Origin of the sequence: Marinobacter sp. G11, from assembly GCF_021282325.1 — a bacterium.
Classification (GTDB): Bacteria; Pseudomonadota; Gammaproteobacteria; order Pseudomonadales; family Oleiphilaceae; genus Marinobacter; species Marinobacter vinifirmus.
The window spans coordinates 24,739-40,260 of record NZ_JAJSPB010000016.1; the positions used below are offsets into that span (position 1 = coordinate 24,739).

17 protein-coding genes are annotated in these 15,522 nt (G+C 58.6%); 13 read left to right on the forward strand and 4 right to left on the reverse strand.

Going from position 1 to position 15,522, the window contains the following annotated elements; genetic code table 11:
• Position 1 precedes the first annotated feature (1 nt).
• From LWH94_RS11465 to LWH94_RS11525, 13 genes are all read left to right on the forward strand, one after another.
• A complete protein-coding gene (locus tag LWH94_RS11465; protein WP_022990064.1) occupies positions 2-1,630 on the forward strand; it encodes a CTP synthase in 1,629 nt (542 codons plus the stop codon).
• A 2-nt stretch (positions 1,631-1,632) separates the two neighbouring features.
• Entirely contained in the window at positions 1,633-2,478 is an 846-nt protein-coding gene (gene kdsA / locus LWH94_RS11470) for a 3-deoxy-8-phosphooctulonate synthase (RefSeq protein WP_232902302.1), read from the forward strand.
• 227 nt (positions 2,479-2,705) lie between these two features.
• Positions 2,706-4,001, forward strand: coding sequence for a phosphopyruvate hydratase (gene eno / locus LWH94_RS11475; protein ID WP_094625620.1), 1,296 nt, complete (start codon positions 2,706-2,708; stop codon positions 3,999-4,001).
• 200 nt (positions 4,002-4,201) lie between these two features.
• Positions 4,202-4,474, forward strand: a complete 273-nt coding sequence (locus LWH94_RS11480; RefSeq protein WP_058340644.1) for a septum formation initiator family protein — start codon at positions 4,202-4,204, stop codon at positions 4,472-4,474.
• Between the two features lie 154 nt (positions 4,475-4,628).
• Complete coding sequence (gene ispD / locus LWH94_RS11485) at positions 4,629-5,327, forward strand: 2-C-methyl-D-erythritol 4-phosphate cytidylyltransferase (RefSeq protein WP_269802573.1); 699 nt, start codon at positions 4,629-4,631, stop codon at positions 5,325-5,327.
• Between the two features lie 46 nt (positions 5,328-5,373).
• Positions 5,374-5,853, forward strand: coding sequence for a 2-C-methyl-D-erythritol 2,4-cyclodiphosphate synthase (gene ispF / locus LWH94_RS11490; RefSeq protein WP_232902303.1), 480 nt, complete (start codon positions 5,374-5,376; stop codon positions 5,851-5,853).
• Positions 5,850-6,908 (forward strand): tRNA pseudouridine(13) synthase TruD, encoded by a 1,059-nt coding sequence (gene truD / locus LWH94_RS11495; RefSeq protein ID WP_232902304.1) that lies wholly within the window; start codon positions 5,850-5,852, stop codon positions 6,906-6,908. The genes ispF and truD overlap by 4 nt, the downstream gene beginning before the upstream one ends.
• A 20-nt stretch (positions 6,909-6,928) precedes the next feature.
• A complete protein-coding gene (gene surE, locus LWH94_RS11500) occupies positions 6,929-7,699 on the forward strand; it encodes a 5'/3'-nucleotidase SurE (RefSeq protein WP_232902305.1) in 771 nt (256 codons plus the stop codon).
• Positions 7,696-8,352, forward strand: coding sequence for a protein-L-isoaspartate(D-aspartate) O-methyltransferase (locus tag LWH94_RS11505; protein ID WP_022990072.1), 657 nt, complete (start codon positions 7,696-7,698; stop codon positions 8,350-8,352). Before surE ends, LWH94_RS11505 begins: the two co-directional genes overlap by 4 nt.
• On the forward strand, positions 8,352-9,326 hold the full coding sequence (locus tag LWH94_RS11510) for a DUF368 domain-containing protein (RefSeq protein ID WP_232902306.1): 975 nt from the start codon (positions 8,352-8,354) through the stop codon (positions 9,324-9,326). Before LWH94_RS11505 ends, LWH94_RS11510 begins: the two co-directional genes overlap by 1 nt.
• 298 nt (positions 9,327-9,624) lie before the next feature.
• Entirely contained in the window at positions 9,625-10,392 is a 768-nt protein-coding gene (locus tag LWH94_RS11515) for a peptidoglycan DD-metalloendopeptidase family protein (RefSeq protein WP_022990074.1), read from the forward strand.
• Positions 10,393-10,581: 189 nt separating this feature from the next.
• Positions 10,582-11,580, forward strand: coding sequence for an RNA polymerase sigma factor RpoS (gene rpoS / locus LWH94_RS11520; RefSeq protein ID WP_232902307.1), 999 nt, complete (start codon positions 10,582-10,584; stop codon positions 11,578-11,580).
• A gap of 198 nt (positions 11,581-11,778) precedes the next feature.
• Entirely contained in the window at positions 11,779-12,354 is a 576-nt protein-coding gene (locus LWH94_RS11525) for a chalcone isomerase family protein (RefSeq protein WP_232902308.1), read from the forward strand.
• 71 nt (positions 12,355-12,425) lie between these two features.
• Here LWH94_RS11525 and nth read toward each other — a convergent pair whose 3' ends face one another.
• The 4 genes from nth to rsxD are packed head-to-tail and all read right to left on the reverse strand — an operon-like array spanning position 12,426 to position 15,509.
• The gene (gene nth / locus LWH94_RS11530) at positions 12,426-13,064 is read right to left on the reverse strand and encodes an endonuclease III (protein ID WP_232902309.1); all 639 of its coding nucleotides are present in this window, start codon (positions 13,062-13,064) and stop codon (positions 12,426-12,428) included.
• Between the two features lie 18 nt (positions 13,065-13,082).
• Complete coding sequence (locus LWH94_RS11535) at positions 13,083-13,799, reverse strand: electron transport complex subunit E (RefSeq protein WP_058340636.1); 717 nt, start codon at positions 13,797-13,799, stop codon at positions 13,083-13,085.
• Between the two features lies 1 nt (position 13,800).
• Positions 13,801-14,454 (reverse strand): electron transport complex subunit RsxG, encoded by a 654-nt coding sequence (gene rsxG / locus LWH94_RS11540; RefSeq protein ID WP_232902310.1) that lies wholly within the window; start codon positions 14,452-14,454, stop codon positions 13,801-13,803.
• 2 nt (positions 14,455-14,456) lie between these two features.
• Complete coding sequence (gene rsxD, locus LWH94_RS11545) at positions 14,457-15,509, reverse strand: electron transport complex subunit RsxD (protein WP_232902311.1); 1,053 nt, start codon at positions 15,507-15,509, stop codon at positions 14,457-14,459.
• Positions 15,510-15,522 lie beyond the last annotated feature (13 nt).

Sequence of the window (15,522 nt, forward strand, 5' to 3'; positions counted from 1 at the left end):
CATGACGCGTTATATTTTCGTCACCGGCGGTGTCGTGTCCTCATTAGGCAAAGGTATTGCGTCTGCCTCACTGGCAGCCATCCTCGAGGCACGCGGCCTGAAGGTCACTATTCTCAAGCTGGACCCGTACATCAACGTGGACCCCGGCACCATGAGCCCGTTCCAGCACGGTGAGGTTTTTGTCACCGAAGACGGCGCGGAAACCGACCTTGACCTGGGCCACTACGAACGCTTTATTCGTACCCCCATGAGCAAGCGTAACAACTTCACCACCGGCCGGGTGTACGAAGAAGTTATCCGCAAAGAGCGTCGTGGCGATTATCTTGGTGGCACTGTGCAGGTGATCCCGCACATCACTGACGAAATCAAGCGCCGTGTAGTTGAAGGCGCAGCCGGTGCCGACGTGGCACTGATTGAAGTCGGCGGCACAGTGGGCGATATCGAATCCCTGCCGTTCCTCGAAGCCTGTCGTCAGCTGAAGGTGGAAGTAGGCTCCCAGCGTGCCCTGTTCATGCACCTGACCCTGGTGCCCTACATTGCCACCGCTGGCGAGATCAAAACCAAGCCGACCCAGCATTCCGTGAAAGAAATGCGCTCCATCGGCCTGCAGCCAGACATTCTGCTGTGCCGTTCCGAGCACGAAGTGGATGCCAGCTCCCGTCGCAAGATTGCTCTGTTCACCAACGTGGAAGAGCGTGCGGTCATCCCGATGCAGGATGCCAAGTCCATCTACGCCATTCCGCGCATGCTGCACGAATACGGCCTGGACCAGCTGGTTATCGAGCGCTTCGGCCTGGATGCCCGTGAAGCAGACCTGGGCGAGTGGGACGCTGTTGTGGAATCCCTGATGAATCCGCAGCAGGAAGTCACCATCGCCATGGTCGGTAAGTACATGGAACTGCTGGACGCCTACAAATCCCTGATCGAGTCCCTGCTGCACGCCGGCATCAAGACCCGCACCAAGGTGAACATCAACTACATCGATTCCGAAGACATCGAGCGTGACGGCACCGCCGTGCTGGAATCTGCTGATGCAATCCTGGTGCCCGGTGGCTTTGGTGAGCGTGGCGTGGAAGGCAAGATCCGCACGGTTCAGTACGCCCGTGAGAACAAGGTTCCGTATCTGGGCATCTGCCTGGGTATGCAGGTGGCGGTTATTGAATACGCCCGTAACGTGGCCGGCCTGAAAGACGCCCACAGCACCGAGTTCCGTGAGCACACCCCGGAGCCGGTCGTCGGCCTGATTACCGAGTGGCTCGACGCCAGCGGTGCTACCGAAGCACGCACCGAAGCCTCTGACCTTGGCGGCACCATGCGCCTTGGCGCCCAGGATTGCGTACTGACGGACGGCTCCAGCATCGCCGCCTGCTACGGCAAGAAAACCATTCGCGAACGTCATCGCCACCGTTACGAAGTCAACAACCACTTCCTGCCAAAGCTGGAAGAGGCTGGCCTGATCATCTCCGGCCGCTCCGCTGACGGCAAGCTGGTTGAAGTGGTGGAAGCGCCGGAACATCCGTGGTTCGTGGCGTGCCAGTTCCACCCGGAATTCACCTCGACACCCCGCGACGGCCACCCGCTGTTCAAGGGCTTTGTTGAGGCAGCACTGGCCAACAAAAAGGGATCCTGAGTATGGCCCGCAGCAACCTGAACGTCTCGGGAATCGAAATCGCCAACGACAAGCCCTTTGTGCTGTTCGGCGGCATGAACGTACTCGAGTCCAGGGAACTGGCGTTTGAAGTGGCCGAAAAGTACGTGGATGTCTGCAGCAGGCTGGGCATCCCGTACGTTTTCAAAGCCTCCTTCGACAAGGCCAACCGCTCGTCCATCAACTCCTTCCGGGGCCCCGGTCTCGAGAAGGGGCTGCAGATTCTGGCAGATATCAAAAGCAAATTCGGCGTGCCCATCATCTCTGACGTGCACGAACCGGAGCAGGCGGCGCCTGCAGCTGAAGTCTGCGACATCATCCAGTTGCCGGCATTCCTGAGCCGTCAGACCGACCTGGTGGTGGCCATGGCCAAGACCGGTGCGGTCATCAACATCAAGAAAGCCCAGTTCCTGGCTCCCCAGGAAATGAAGCACATCATCACCAAGTGCGAAGAAGCCGGCAACGACCAGGTTATCCTGTGCGAGCGCGGCAGCAGCTTCGGCTACAACAACCTGGTGGTCGACATGCTGGGCTTCGGCATCATGAAGCAGATGAACGTGCCGGTGTTCTTTGACGTCACCCACTCCCTGCAGATGCCCGGCGGCCGGGCCGACTCGGCCGGTGGCCGACGCGCCCAGGTGACCGACCTGGCGCTGGCGGGTATGTCCCAGGGCCTGGCCGGTTTGTTCCTGGAAGCCCATCCTGACCCGGACAAGGCTATGTGTGACGGCCCCTGCGCCCTGCGCCTGAGCCAGCTGGAGCCGTTCCTGGAGCGCGTGAAAGCTGTGGATGACCTGGTAAAAAGTTTTAAACCTATCGACACCGCCTGATTGGCGGTGTCGGCTATTTGAAAGACCGCATATTCCTGAGGTTGCCAAACCTGACGGCATACTGCGGACTACGAGAGCGAATGACTGGAAAGCCTTGGCGAAAATTTCGAAGGCCAAGGATGGCCTGAGAGAAGCGCACATGGATGTGCTCGTAGCGGTTTTCGCCAAGGCTTTCCAGTTGTTCGCTCCGGCACCAAATTAAAAGTTAAGACTGGAGAAACAACCGAATGACCAAGATTGCCAACATCAAAGCCCGTGAGGTTCTGGATTCACGCGGTAACCCTACCGTTGAAGCCGACGTTATCCTTGAAGACGGCACCATTGGAACCGCCTGTGCGCCTTCCGGTGCTTCTACCGGCTCCCGCGAGGCATTGGAGCTGCGTGATGGTGATGCTTCTCGTTACCTGGGTAAGGGCGTCCTGAAGGCAGTTGACGCGGTAAACAGCAAGATTCGTGACGCATTGGTTGGTAAAGACGCTGCCGATCAGCGCGCTCTGGACCAGATTATGCTGGACCTGGACGGCACCGAGAACAAGGCTAACCTGGGCGCCAACGCTATCCTGGCAGTTTCCCTCGCAGCGGCCAAGGCGGCTGCTATTTCCCTGAAGAAGCCGCTGTACGCTCACATCGCTGATATCAACGGCACGTCCGGCAAGTTCTCCATGCCGGTACCGATGATGAACATCCTGAACGGTGGTGAGCACGCGGATAACAACGTCGACATCCAGGAATTCATGGTTCAGCCGGTTTCTGTAACCAGCTTCGCTGAAGCCCTGCGTGTTGGCGCTGAAATCTTCCACAGCCTGAAGAAGGTACTGAAGGCCCAGGGCCTGAACACGGCCGTTGGTGACGAAGGTGGTTTTGCACCGAACCTGCCGTCTAACGAAGCAGCCCTTGCTGCCATCAAGCAGGCGGTTGAAGATGCGGGCTATGAGCTGGGAAAAGACGTGACCCTGGCCCTGGACTGTGCCTCTTCCGAATTCTACAAGGACGGTCAGTACCAGCTGTCCGGTGAAGGCAAGAGCTTTGATTCAGAAGGCTTTGCTGATTACCTGGCCGGCCTGTGCGAGCGCTATCCGATTGTGTCCATCGAAGACGGTATGGACGAGAGTGACTGGGACGGTTGGAAGGTTCTGACTGATAAGCTCGGCAGCAAGGTTCAGCTGGTGGGTGATGACCTTTTCGTAACCAACACCAAGATCCTGAAGCAGGGCATCGAGAAGGGTGTGGGCAATTCCATCCTGATCAAGTTCAATCAGATTGGTAGCCTGTCCGAGACTCTGGACGCTATCAAGATGGCTCAGGACGCCGGCTACACGGCGGTGATTTCCCACCGTTCCGGTGAAACCGAAGATACCACCATTGCTGACCTGGCGGTTGCTACCTGTGCAGGCCAGATCAAGACTGGTTCTCTGTGCCGTTCTGACCGGGTTGCCAAGTACAACCAGCTGCTGCGCATTGAAGAAGCGCTGGAAGGCAAGGCACCTTACCGCGGCCTGAGCGAAATCAAGGGTCAGGGCTGAGTTTTACCGGTAAACTTTGACCTGTCGGTAGTTACGGGCAGGTAACAAAGTGTTAAGGCCATCGCGTTCCGGATGAAAATTCGGAAACGATGGCCTTTTTGCACAGTGACTTACGCGAATTTGTTGCTAATCTACTATAAGGTCTATACTTGACGGTCGTAGTTACCGTTTAATCTGGTTAAATTCTGAGCTTATTTGGCATGAAAACGCTTTGGGCCATTCTGGTAGTGCTGATTCTCCTGCTGCAGGTTCGCCTGTGGATCGGGGAGGGTAGCTTTGCGCAGGTTTGGTCGCTGGAGAATTCGATTGCTGAGCAGCGGGCGGAGAATGCCGGGTTGGCGGCGCGTAATGACCGGCTGTATGCGGAGGTGCGGAACCTTCGTAATGAGCAGGGTGCTGTGGAAGAGCGGGCCCGGATGAACCTTGGCCTTATTCGCGAAGACGAGACTTTTTTTCTCGTGGTCGAGAACTGATTTCGGCACTGGGTGCTCCGAGCACCGGGGAGTGTCTCTCCGGGAACCGCTACGAGCACATCCATGTGCGCTTCTCTCAGGCCATCCATGGCCTTCGAAATTCCCGGAGAGACACTCCCCGGCGCTCTCCTGACATAGTGCGGGCCTTCCGATTATGAAATCTCAACTTTGGCTTGTTGTTCCTGCCGCCGGCATCGGCCAGCGCATGAAAGCTGAGTGTCCCAAGCAGTACCTCAAGATCAATAACCGTTTTATCCTCGATATCACGCTCTCCCGTTTACTGGATAACGCGCCGTTCAAGGGCTGCATGGTGCCGTTGAATCCGGCGGATCACTGGTGGCCGGATAGTGAGTCTTCCAGGGACGATCGTATCCAAACCTGTACCGGTGGCAAGGAGCGGGCGGATTCGGTGCTTTCGGCGCTGCATGCGCTGGCGGAGCAGGCGGAGGAGTCTGACTGGGTGCTGGTGCATGATGCGGCGCGGCCGTGTTTGCATGGTCATGACCTTTCCAACCTGATTGATACCCTGTCTGAGCACCCGGTTGGTGGGCTTTTGGCGGCGCCGGTGGCGGATACGTTGAAGCTGGCGGGTGGCGGTGTGCAGCCCGAAGTTGAGGAAACGGTAGATCGGAGCCGGTTGTGGCGGGCGTTGACGCCGCAGATGTTCCGGTTTGGTGCACTGCGGGCGGCGTTGGAGTCTTGTCTTGAAAACAATCAGCCGGTCACCGATGAGTCCTCTGCCATGGAGTTTTCCGGTAAGATGCCTGTTCTGGTGGAAGGGCGGCCGGATAATCTGAAGATTACGGTGCCGTCTGACCTTGCTCTGGCCGAGTTTATTCTGGGCCGGCTGTAGGGTTTTCCCGCCTCTCGTTTATTTCTGTTTTTTTTCGGAGACGATCATGCGCATTGGTCAGGGCTTTGATGTTCATGCCTTTGGTGAGGGTGATGCTGTCATTCTCGGTGGTGTTGAGATTCCCCACAGTCACGGCCTGAAAGCCCATTCGGATGGCGATGTGTTGCTGCATGCGCTGGCGGATGCGTTGCTTGGCGCGGTCGCGCTGGGGGATATCGGGCATCTGTTCCCGGATACCAGTGACGAATGGGCCGGTGCGGATAGCCGGGATTTGCTTCGGCGGGTGATGGCCCGGGTGCTGGAGGAAGGTTTTTCGGTGGTGAACGTGGATACCACCATTATTGCCCAGGCTCCGAAGATGGCACCCCATGTGGAGGCCATGCGAATGAATATCGCCGAGGACCTGGGGGTGCCGGTGAACCGGGTCAGTGTTAAGGCCACCACCACTGAAAAGCTGGGGTTCACCGGCCGGGGTGAGGGGATTGCTTGCCAGGCGGTGTGCCTGCTTGAGGCGGTCAGCCTGTGACGGATGCTTCGGTAGAGCCACGTTGGCGGCTGGAGTGGCCGGTTTCTTCCGGGCAGCGGGTGGGTTCTGCTCGGTTGAAGGTGTCCCCTGAAGATTTCCGGGTAACCGAGTCTTTGTGGCCGGAGGTCGAAGGCCTGGCCGGTGGTGCCGAAGGTGCCGGTGAGCATCTCTGTGTGCGGCTGGAAAAGTCCGGGGACAATACCGAGTTCGTGGCCCGGGAGCTGGCCCAGCTGGCTGGCTGCAAGGCTTTCGAAGTGGGCTTTTGCGGGTTGAAGGATCGTCACGCGGTAACGTCGCAGTGGTTCAGTCTTTACTGCCCGGGGCGGGAAGCCTCTGATGCGGAATTGCTCAGTGCTATTGGCGAGCGCTGGCGGGCTCTGAACTGGCGGCGCCACGCCCGCAAGCTGCGCCGGGGCGAACACCAGGCCAACGGGTTCGAGCTGGTGTTGCGCGAGGTTCAGGGCGATCGGCAGGCAATGGAGGCCGCGTTGGCGTTGCTTGCAGATCGGGGTGCGCCGAATTATTTCGGGCCCCAGCGCTTCGGTTTTCAGGGCGGCAACCTGGAGCGGGCAGTGAATCTCGATGTTACCCGCCTGAACCGGAAGAAGGGCGGTCGTCGTGGCGGTGGCGGAAGCGGTTCGAAAAACGTATTGTACTTTTCGGCGGCACGTTCGTGGTTGTTCAATGAGGTGCTTGCCGCAAGGGTAGAGGCTGGGCACTGGTTTGAAGCGATGGCCGGTGAACCTGCGGTAGACGGCAGCCCTACAGGCCCCCTGTGGGGCGATGGCGGCACGACAGCGACCGGTGAGCAGGAGCAGCTTGAGCGTTCCGTGGTGGCGGGCCATCCGGAATTCGAACGACTGTTTCTGAGTACCCGTATGAAGCCCGAGCGCCGGGCGCTGGTTACGCGCCCGGACAAGCTTCAGTGGCAATGGCAGGACGACAACACCCTGCGGTTACAGTTCACATTGCCACCGGGCCAGTACGCCACCACGGTGCTGGCCGATGTATTCGAGCTGCAGGACATGAGCCTCAGCCGGGATAATAAGTATTAAGAAAGCTAGCGGAGAACACTGTGCGTATTCTGTTGTCGAATGATGATGGCGTGCATTCGCCTGGCCTGATGGCCCTGTTCGAGGGGTTGCAGGGGCTGGGCGAACTTGCCGTAGTTGCCCCGGACCGTGATCACAGCGGGGCCAGCAATTCCCTGACCCTCAGCCGGCCCCTGACGGTAGAAAAGCACCCCAGCGGCTTCTGGTCGGTAGATGGCACACCCACCGACTGCGTTCACCTGGCCGTTAACGGTCTGTTCGACAAGCCTTTTGACCGGGTGGTTTCCGGTATCAATACCCATGCCAACCTGGGCGACGACATTATTTATTCCGGCACGGTGGCCGCGGCTACAGAAGGCCGTCACCTTGGCCTGCCCGCTATTGCAGTGTCCCTGGTTAATAACGGCCACTTCCATTATGAAACCGCCGCGCGGGTGGTTCGGCTGCTGCTGGAACACAAGCGATACCTGGCCCTGGGCCCCCGTTCGATTCTCAATGTGAATGTACCGGACCTGCCCTGGAGTGAGCTGGCTGGTATCAAGGTGACCCGGCTTGGGCATCGTGACCGGGCCGAGGGTGTTGTGCCGGTAACCTGCCCGAGAGGCAAGCGACGGTACTGGATCGGTGCCGCCGGTGGCGGTGGCGATGCCGGCCCGGGCACGGATTTCCACGCGGTTCAGAACGGCTTCGTTTCGGTGACCCCCGTGCACATCGATATGACCCGACACGAGGCAATGACCCGACTGCAAGACTGGGTCGATGACCTTGAGGGCTTCGGGGAGGTGTCGCAATGAATGCCCCGCTTGAAGGCATCGGCATGACCTCGCGGCGCACCCGTTTGCGCCTGGTGCAGCGATTGCGGGAAGCGGGTATCGAGTCGGACCGGGTGCTGGAGATTATCGGCCAGGTGCCGCGGCATATCTTTCTGGACGAGGCCCTGTCGCATCGAGCCTACGAAGACACGTCATTGCCCATCGGTTACGGGCAGACCCTGTCGCAACCCTATATCGTCGCCCGGATGACGGAATTGTTACTGGCCCACGAACCGGAGCGTGTGCTGGAATTGGGAACCGGGTCCGGTTACCAGACTGCGGTGTTGTCCCAGGCGTTCCGTGAAATCTTCAGCGTGGAGCGTATCAAGCCGCTGCAGGATCGGGCCAGGGAGCGTTTGCGGCAACTGAACATTCGTAATGCGATGCTTAAACATGCCGACGGTGGCATGGGCTGGCCCGAGAAAGGTCCGTTTGAGGGCATTATTGTGACGGCGGCGCCGGTAGAGGTGCCCCGGGAATTACTGGATCAGCTGGCCGATGGTGGTGTGCTGATCGCACCGGTAGGGGAGGAGAATCAGGTGCTGGTCGAGATTATCCGAAGGGGCGACAGTTTCGAGCGCCGTGAGCTGGAACCGGTGCGGTTTGTGCCCCTGCTTGGTGGAGTGGTTCGTTAATGGAGCATAGCCCGGACTCATCGGTGAATCGCAGCCACCATCCGGTGGCTGTGTTTTTAAGGGGCATGGCCATGGGCGCGGCGGATATTGTTCCGGGGGTTTCCGGGGGCACCATCGCGTTTATTACCGGCATTTACTTCCGGTTGCTGGAGGCCATCAGTGCGGCCCCGGTAGCGTTCGTGCGCCAGTTTCTGAAAGGTGACATCCGCGGCTTCTGGCAAGCCATTGACGGCGGTTTCCTGGTGACCCTGCTGGCTGGTGTGGTTGCCAGTGTGGCCAGCCTGGCTTCGCTGATTACCTGGCTGCTGGACAGCCATCCAATCCTGATCTGGAGCTTTTTCTTCGGCCTGATTGTTGCCTCGGTATGGCACGTGGGGCGCCAGGTCCGTCGTTTTTCGCCGTTTCTGCTGCTGCCTCTGTGTGCCGGAATTGTATTTGCCTGGTGGGTAACCACGCTGCCGGCCAGTGAAGTGGCAGCCTCACAGCTGGCATTTTTCGGGGCCGGGGCACTGGCCATCTGTGCCATGATCCTGCCCGGCATATCCGGCAGTTTTTTGCTGGTGATTATCGGTATGTACTCGCCGGTACTGGCCGCCATAAAGTCATTCGAGGTGGCCCATCTGGGGCTGTTCCTGCTGGGTTGTCTGACCGGGCTGTTGTCTGTGGCCCGGCTGATCACCCTGGCATTCCGGCATTTCCACGACACGGTGCTGGCGCTGCTGACCGGTTTTATGATCGGTGCCCTGAGCAAGGTATGGCCCTGGCAGCAAACCCTGAGCTGGCGCACCAATAGCAAAGGCCAGGAGGTACCCTTGAGCCAGACCCCGGTTACACCGGACAGCTGGGCCGCTTTAACCGGGCAGGATCCGCAGGTTGTCGTTGCAGTGATGATGGCCCTGGCTGGGTTGGTGCTGGTGCTGGCCCTGGAGTATGCAGGACGTTTCTCTGCTCAAAGGCAGGGTAAGGCCGGTTAGTAAACCGGGAAAAGTGTTACCTGGCGCACAATTTGATTGTTTCAGAAGGTAACAATCCTGTGTGCCGGGTAACTTGGATTCGATTGTGAATTGTGCAATATATTAACAAGTTAGTCCTGAAACATGAGAAGTTGCATCCTGGACGGATGGTTTCTTATACGGTTTTATCATAATCAGGCATTTTTTATACGTGACTCTCTTTAGCGGGCGCCATCAAGCAGCATTCCGTGTCAGGGCTTCGGCCCTGACAGGAACCCCGTGTTGCAGGCGCCCCGGTCGCCTGACGCGAGCAGCCGCCTTGCTCCTGCTCGCCCTCCTGTTGCCCCTATCCGGCTGTAACACGAACGCCATCTATCAGGACAATCTGTACAACCCCCCGGTTTACTGGGGTACCCATGTGGTCAAGAAGGGCGAGAACCTGTACCGGATTGCATGGCGTTATGGCCGGGACTACCGCGAGCTGGGCAATGCCAATGGCCTGGCGCCGCCCTGGAACCTGCAGGTGGGCCAGGTGCTGCGACTGGACAAGAAAGGCCGGATTCCCGAAAGCACCAGAACGGCATCTGCCCCGCGCAGCACTGCTCCCGCCCCGCGCCCCAAGGCGGTAACCCAGCGCCCGAAGGCGACAACGCCTCCTTCCACCCGAACTACCCGCCCGGCCGGTTCGGCTTCCGGCAGCAGTCAGACGGTGGCCAATGTGCGATGGCACTGGCCGCACGGTGGCACTGTTATTGCAACATATTCCACATCCGGAAAAGTCAATAAAGGCATTGATATTGCCGGAAAACCCGGGGATGCTGTGAAGGCTGCAGCTAATGGAAATGTGGTTTACGCGGGAAGCGGGTTGCTTGGTTACGGTAACCTGATTATTGTGAATCACAACGAACATTATCTGAGCGCCTACGCACACAACCGCAAGATTCTGGTGCAGGAAGGGGAGGATGTTAAAGCCGGACAGGTAATCGCCGAGCTGGGAAGTACAGGGACAGACAAGCCGATGTTGCACTTCGAGATTCGCAAGAATGGCAATCCGGTAGACCCGTCCCGATACCTGCCCAGACGATAAATCAGGGGAGCCGGAAGTTCCCTCGTTGATTACCCGACGTCCTGACTGATACCGCACAAGACAAGAACAAGAATGGCAACGGTGATTGCCAGCCAACAAGCAACTGTCCTGAAGAAAACCAACATTGAAAGCCCGCAATAACAAGAAGTATCGGGCGAAAACAGGATTATTGAGAGGCGGGGTAACGTAATGTCAGCAGAGCAAGAAGACATCATCATTGATCGCGTTGCAGAGATGGAAGACGCAGACGATCATATCTTGGCCGAGGACAAGCCTGATAAGGCCGCGGCTGAAGACCCGGTGGCGGAAACCGAAGAGGATATTCCGGCCCAGGGCAAATACTTCACCAGCGCAAAGCAGCTGGATGCCACCCAGTTATACCTCAACGAAATCGGTTTCTCTCCCTTACTGACACCTGAAGAAGAAGTGTACTTTGCGCGCCTGGCCCGCAAGGGCGAAGAGGCTGGTCGCAAGCGCATGATCGAAAGCAACCTTCGGTTGGTGGTCAAGATTGCCCGGCGTTACGTGAACCGCGGGCTCACCCTGTTGGATCTGATCGAAGAAGGTAACCTGGGCCTGATTCGGGCGGTCGAGAAGTTCGACCCGGAGCGGGGCTTCCGGTTCTCTACCTACGCCACCTGGTGGATCCGCCAGACCATCGAGCGGGCGATCATGAACCAGACCCGCACCATCCGTTTGCCGATTCACGTGGTCAAGGAACTGAACCTTTACCTGCGTGCGGCCCGGGAGCTCACCCAGAAGCTGGACCATGAGCCGACGGCGGAAGAGATTGCCCGGATGGTGGATAAGCCGGTCGCAGACGTAAAGCGTATGCTGGGGCTGAACGAACGGGTGGCCTCCATGGATACGCCTATCGGTGTGGGGAGTGACAAGTCCCTGATGGACACCGTGGCCGATGAAGGTGCGTCTGATCCCGCCGATGTTCTGCAGGATGACGATATCTGTTCCAGCCTGGAAAAGTGGATAGACCAGCTGAGTGACAAGCAACAGGAAGTGCTGTCTCGCCGTTTCGGTTTGCGGGGTTATCCCATCAGTACCCTGGAAGAGGTGGGGCAGGAGATTGGCCTGACCCGCGAACGTGTACGGCAGATTCAGGTAGAAGCCCTGCGTCGCTTGCGGGAAATCCTGGAGAAGGACGGTCTGTCGGGTAACTTGCTGTTTAACTAACACATCTGACGCACCACACAGGCAAGTCGGTCATGGTCACATGGCCGGCTTTTTTTGTTTAATGTGGCATCAAATGAGAACCAGGTGGTAAATGCCACCGGAACTTCGTTGTTAGAATGGGCCACCGGGCGGAATTCGGGTGTCGACCCGGTGCGAATGAAGCATTCAATAATAACGATCTTAAGGAAGGAAAGGACTATGAAGAAGACTCTTACAGCAGGTTTTGCATCTCTGATTCTCGCCGGCGCCCTGGCCACCCCTGCCCAAGCCCTGACCGTAAGCGGTGTGGATGTTCCGGACACCTATTCCGCCATGGGCCAGGAACTGCAGCTGAACGGTGCAGGTGCCCGCTCCAAGTGGTTCATGGATCTGTACGTTGGTGGCTTGTACGTTGCCGAGAAAGTCAGTGACGGGCAGGCAGTTATTAACGCCGACGAGCCCCAGGCAATCACCCTGCATATCACCTCCGGCATGATCACCAGCGAGCGCATGACCGAAGCCACCATGGACGGCTTCAAGTCATCCACCGACGGTGACCTGTCAGCCATCCAGTCTGATGTCGACCAGTTCATGTCCGTGTTCCAGGAAGAAATCAAGGAAGGCGACGTCTTTGACCTGGTCTATGCGCCGGGTGAAGGTGTGCATGTACTGAAGAACGGCGAGCAGAAAGACACCGTAGGTGACCTGGAGTTCAAGAAGGCCCTGTTTGGTATCTGGCTGTCAGACAATCCGGCCCAGAAAGACCTGAAAAACAAAATGCTCGGCCAGAACTGAGTTTCTGGAAGGAGTGATGAAAAAGCCGGCGAATGCCGGCTTTTTTGTGTCTGAGGGGACGCGAGTGTTGGTTACTGATAGTCCCGCTTTTGCTTGAATTCGCAAAGGTCTTCGATAATACAGGCACCACATTTGGGCTTGCGGGCGGTACAGGTGTAGCGGCCGTGCAGGATCAGCCAGTGATGGGCGTCCATCAGGAATTCCTTGGGCACCAGTCGCATCAGCCGCTTTTCCACCTCCAGTACGTTCTTGCCAGGCGCAATGCCGGTACGGTTGGACACCCGGAAAATGTGGGTATCTACCGCCATGGCGGGCTGACGGAAAGCGGTGTTCAGTACCACGTTGGCGGTTTTCCGGCCGACTCCGGGCAGGGCTTCCAGGGCCTCGCGGTTATCCGGCACCACACTGCCGTGCTGTTCCATCAGGATCTTGCAGGTTTTGATGACGTTCTCGGCCTTGCTGTTAAACAGGCCGATGGTCTTGATGAACTCTTTCAGGCCGTCCACGCCCAACGCATAGATAGCTTCCGGGGTGTTGGCTACCGGAAACAGCTTGTCGGTGGCTTTGTTGACACCCACATCGGTGGCCTGCGCCGACAGAATTACGGCAATCAGCAACTCGAACGGATTGCTGTAGTTAAGCTCTGTGGTCGGGTTGGGGTTGGCATCCCGCAGGCGGGTAAATATCTCGATGCGTTTCTGTTTGTTCATAGGACGACGAAATCAGCTTCAGGAAATGTTGCCGGTTACCCGGACTCGTTTGCTGCCTGTGGTGGCGGCCACCGGCTCTGCCGCTTTCCGGCGTTCGCTCAGGTAATTGTCGATGCCGTTCTTCAACGCGATCAGCAGGCCAAGGCCTACGAAAGCGCCGGGCGGCAGCACCATAAACAGCATATCCGGATACTGGTCGAAGGGCCGTACTACCCAATCGGCTGCCATGGGCCCCAGCAGCAGGTGCATGTCGGCAAACAGGGTGCCCTGGCCGAGCAGTTCCCGCATACCGCCGAGCACAACCAGGACCGCCAGGAAGCCGAGGCCCATCATGGCACCATCCAGGATGGCCGGCAGCGGTGGGTTCTTGGAGGCAAAGGCATCGGCGCGGCCGAGAATGGCGCAGTTGGTAACGATCAGCGGGATGAAGATGCCGAGAATTTCGTACAGTTCGTAAGTGAAAGCCTGCATCAGTAGTTCTGCACAGGTCACAAACGAGGCGATGATCATCACGAAGGCCGGCAACCGGACGGACTCACTGACAAAGTTCCGGATCACCGAGACGGACAGGTTGGAACCAATCAGCACCAGCAGGGTGGCAATGCCCAGACCGATGGCGTTGACCACGGTACTGGTCACCGCCAGCAGGGGGCACAGGCCTAACACCTGAACCAGCGCCGGGTTGTTGTGCCACAGCCCGTCTTTGATGATCTCTCCGTTGGTTTTGGTAGCCATGTCAGGAGTGCTCCTCAGACAGCGGATGGGCGGCAATGGCCTCGCGGATGTCGACCCGGTGTTTGCGGAAATACACCAGCGTTTTCTGGACGGCTTTCACCACCGCGCGCGGCGTGATGGTGGCTCCTGTGAACTGGTCAAATACGCCACCGTTCTTCTTTACGTTCCACTCCCGGGGCTTGGGATTGTTCAGGGAGCGGCCATTGAAATCATAAACCCAGTCTGATTTTCGGGTTTCGATACGATCGCCCAGCCCCGGTGTTTCCCGGTGGCTGGTTACCCGAACGCCCAGTACCGTGCCGTCCAGGTTCACGCCCACCAGCAGGTGGATGTTACCGGAATAGCCATCGGGAGCCACCGCCGGAAAGATCAGGCCCACGGGGCGGTCATCCTGCCGGGCTACCCATGCCAGTACCGGCCCGGCTTCCGGGGCTCTCTCGTCATCCGGCAGGGCAACTGCGCTGTTCAGCAGGTCGTTGTTGTGGCGGCTCTCCGGAATAATCTCGAACAGGGCTTTAGCCTCGGCCCGGGCGGCTTGCTCGGCAATCCGGTCTTTGGTGAGGCCCTGGGTCAGCGCAATGGTGCCGCCGGTCAGTACGGCAAACAGGCCAAGGCCGATAGCGCTGCGACGGATGGAGGTGGTCAGTGTGCTCATGGTCAGCCTCCGTTCCTGCCCGGCAGGCCGCGCCGGGGCTTGTGGTGGCCGTAGGTTCTGGGCGGCGTGTAATGATCGATAAACGGAACGGCAAAATTCATCAGCAGTACGCTGAAGGCGACGGCGTCCGGGTAGTTACCCCAACTGCGAATCAGGTAGATGAGCACCCCGATGCTGGCGCCATAAATCAGCTTGCCCTGGTGGCTGGTTGCCGCCGAAACCGGGTCGGTCGTGATAAAGAAGGCACCCAGCATGGTGCCGCCGGCCAGCAGGTGCAGTTGCAGGGGCGCGTATTGGTCCGGGTTGCTGCCAAAGGCCAGGCTCATCAGGGCGATACCCGCCAGAAACGCCACGGGAATATGCCAGGTGATGATTTTCAGGCCGATCAGCAGCAGGCCACCGGCCAGGAAGGCCAGGTTGACCCATTCCCAGCCTGCGGCTATCTGCTCGCCGAATGTCGGGTGCTGCAGCACTTCAGCGGCGGTGTGGCTGGCAATCTTGTGCTTGTACTCATCCAGTGGGGTAGCCATGGTCCAGCCGTCGACCGTTGTCTGACTGGCGGAGAAAATGGTGCTGAGTGTTTCGCCGAATCCGGGAGCATTGCCCCAAAGGGTCGCCGCCTGTGCCCAGTTGGTGGTCATGGCCACCGGGAAGGAAATAAGCACCAGGGCATAGCCGACCATGGCCGGATTGAACGGGTTGGAGCCGAGCCCGCCGTATAGCTGCTTGGCCACCACGATGGCGGTAATCACCGCAATGCCGGAGACCCACCAGGGAGCAAACTGCGGCAGGGACAGGCCCAGCAGCAATCCGGTTACCGCCGCGGTATTGTCTTTCAGGAAAAACGCCACCGGCTTACCGCGGAGTTTCAGAATGGCGGCTTCGGCCGCCAGTGCCAGTGCGATACACCACACCACATTGATCAGGTTACCCCAGCCGAAAAACAGGGTCTGGGCCAGCAGGCCGGGCAGGGCGGCAAGAATGACCCAGAGCATGACCCGTGACGTAGGGCGGGCGTTGTGGGCATGGGGTGACGACTGTTGAACTAATGCCATGAACAATAAGCCT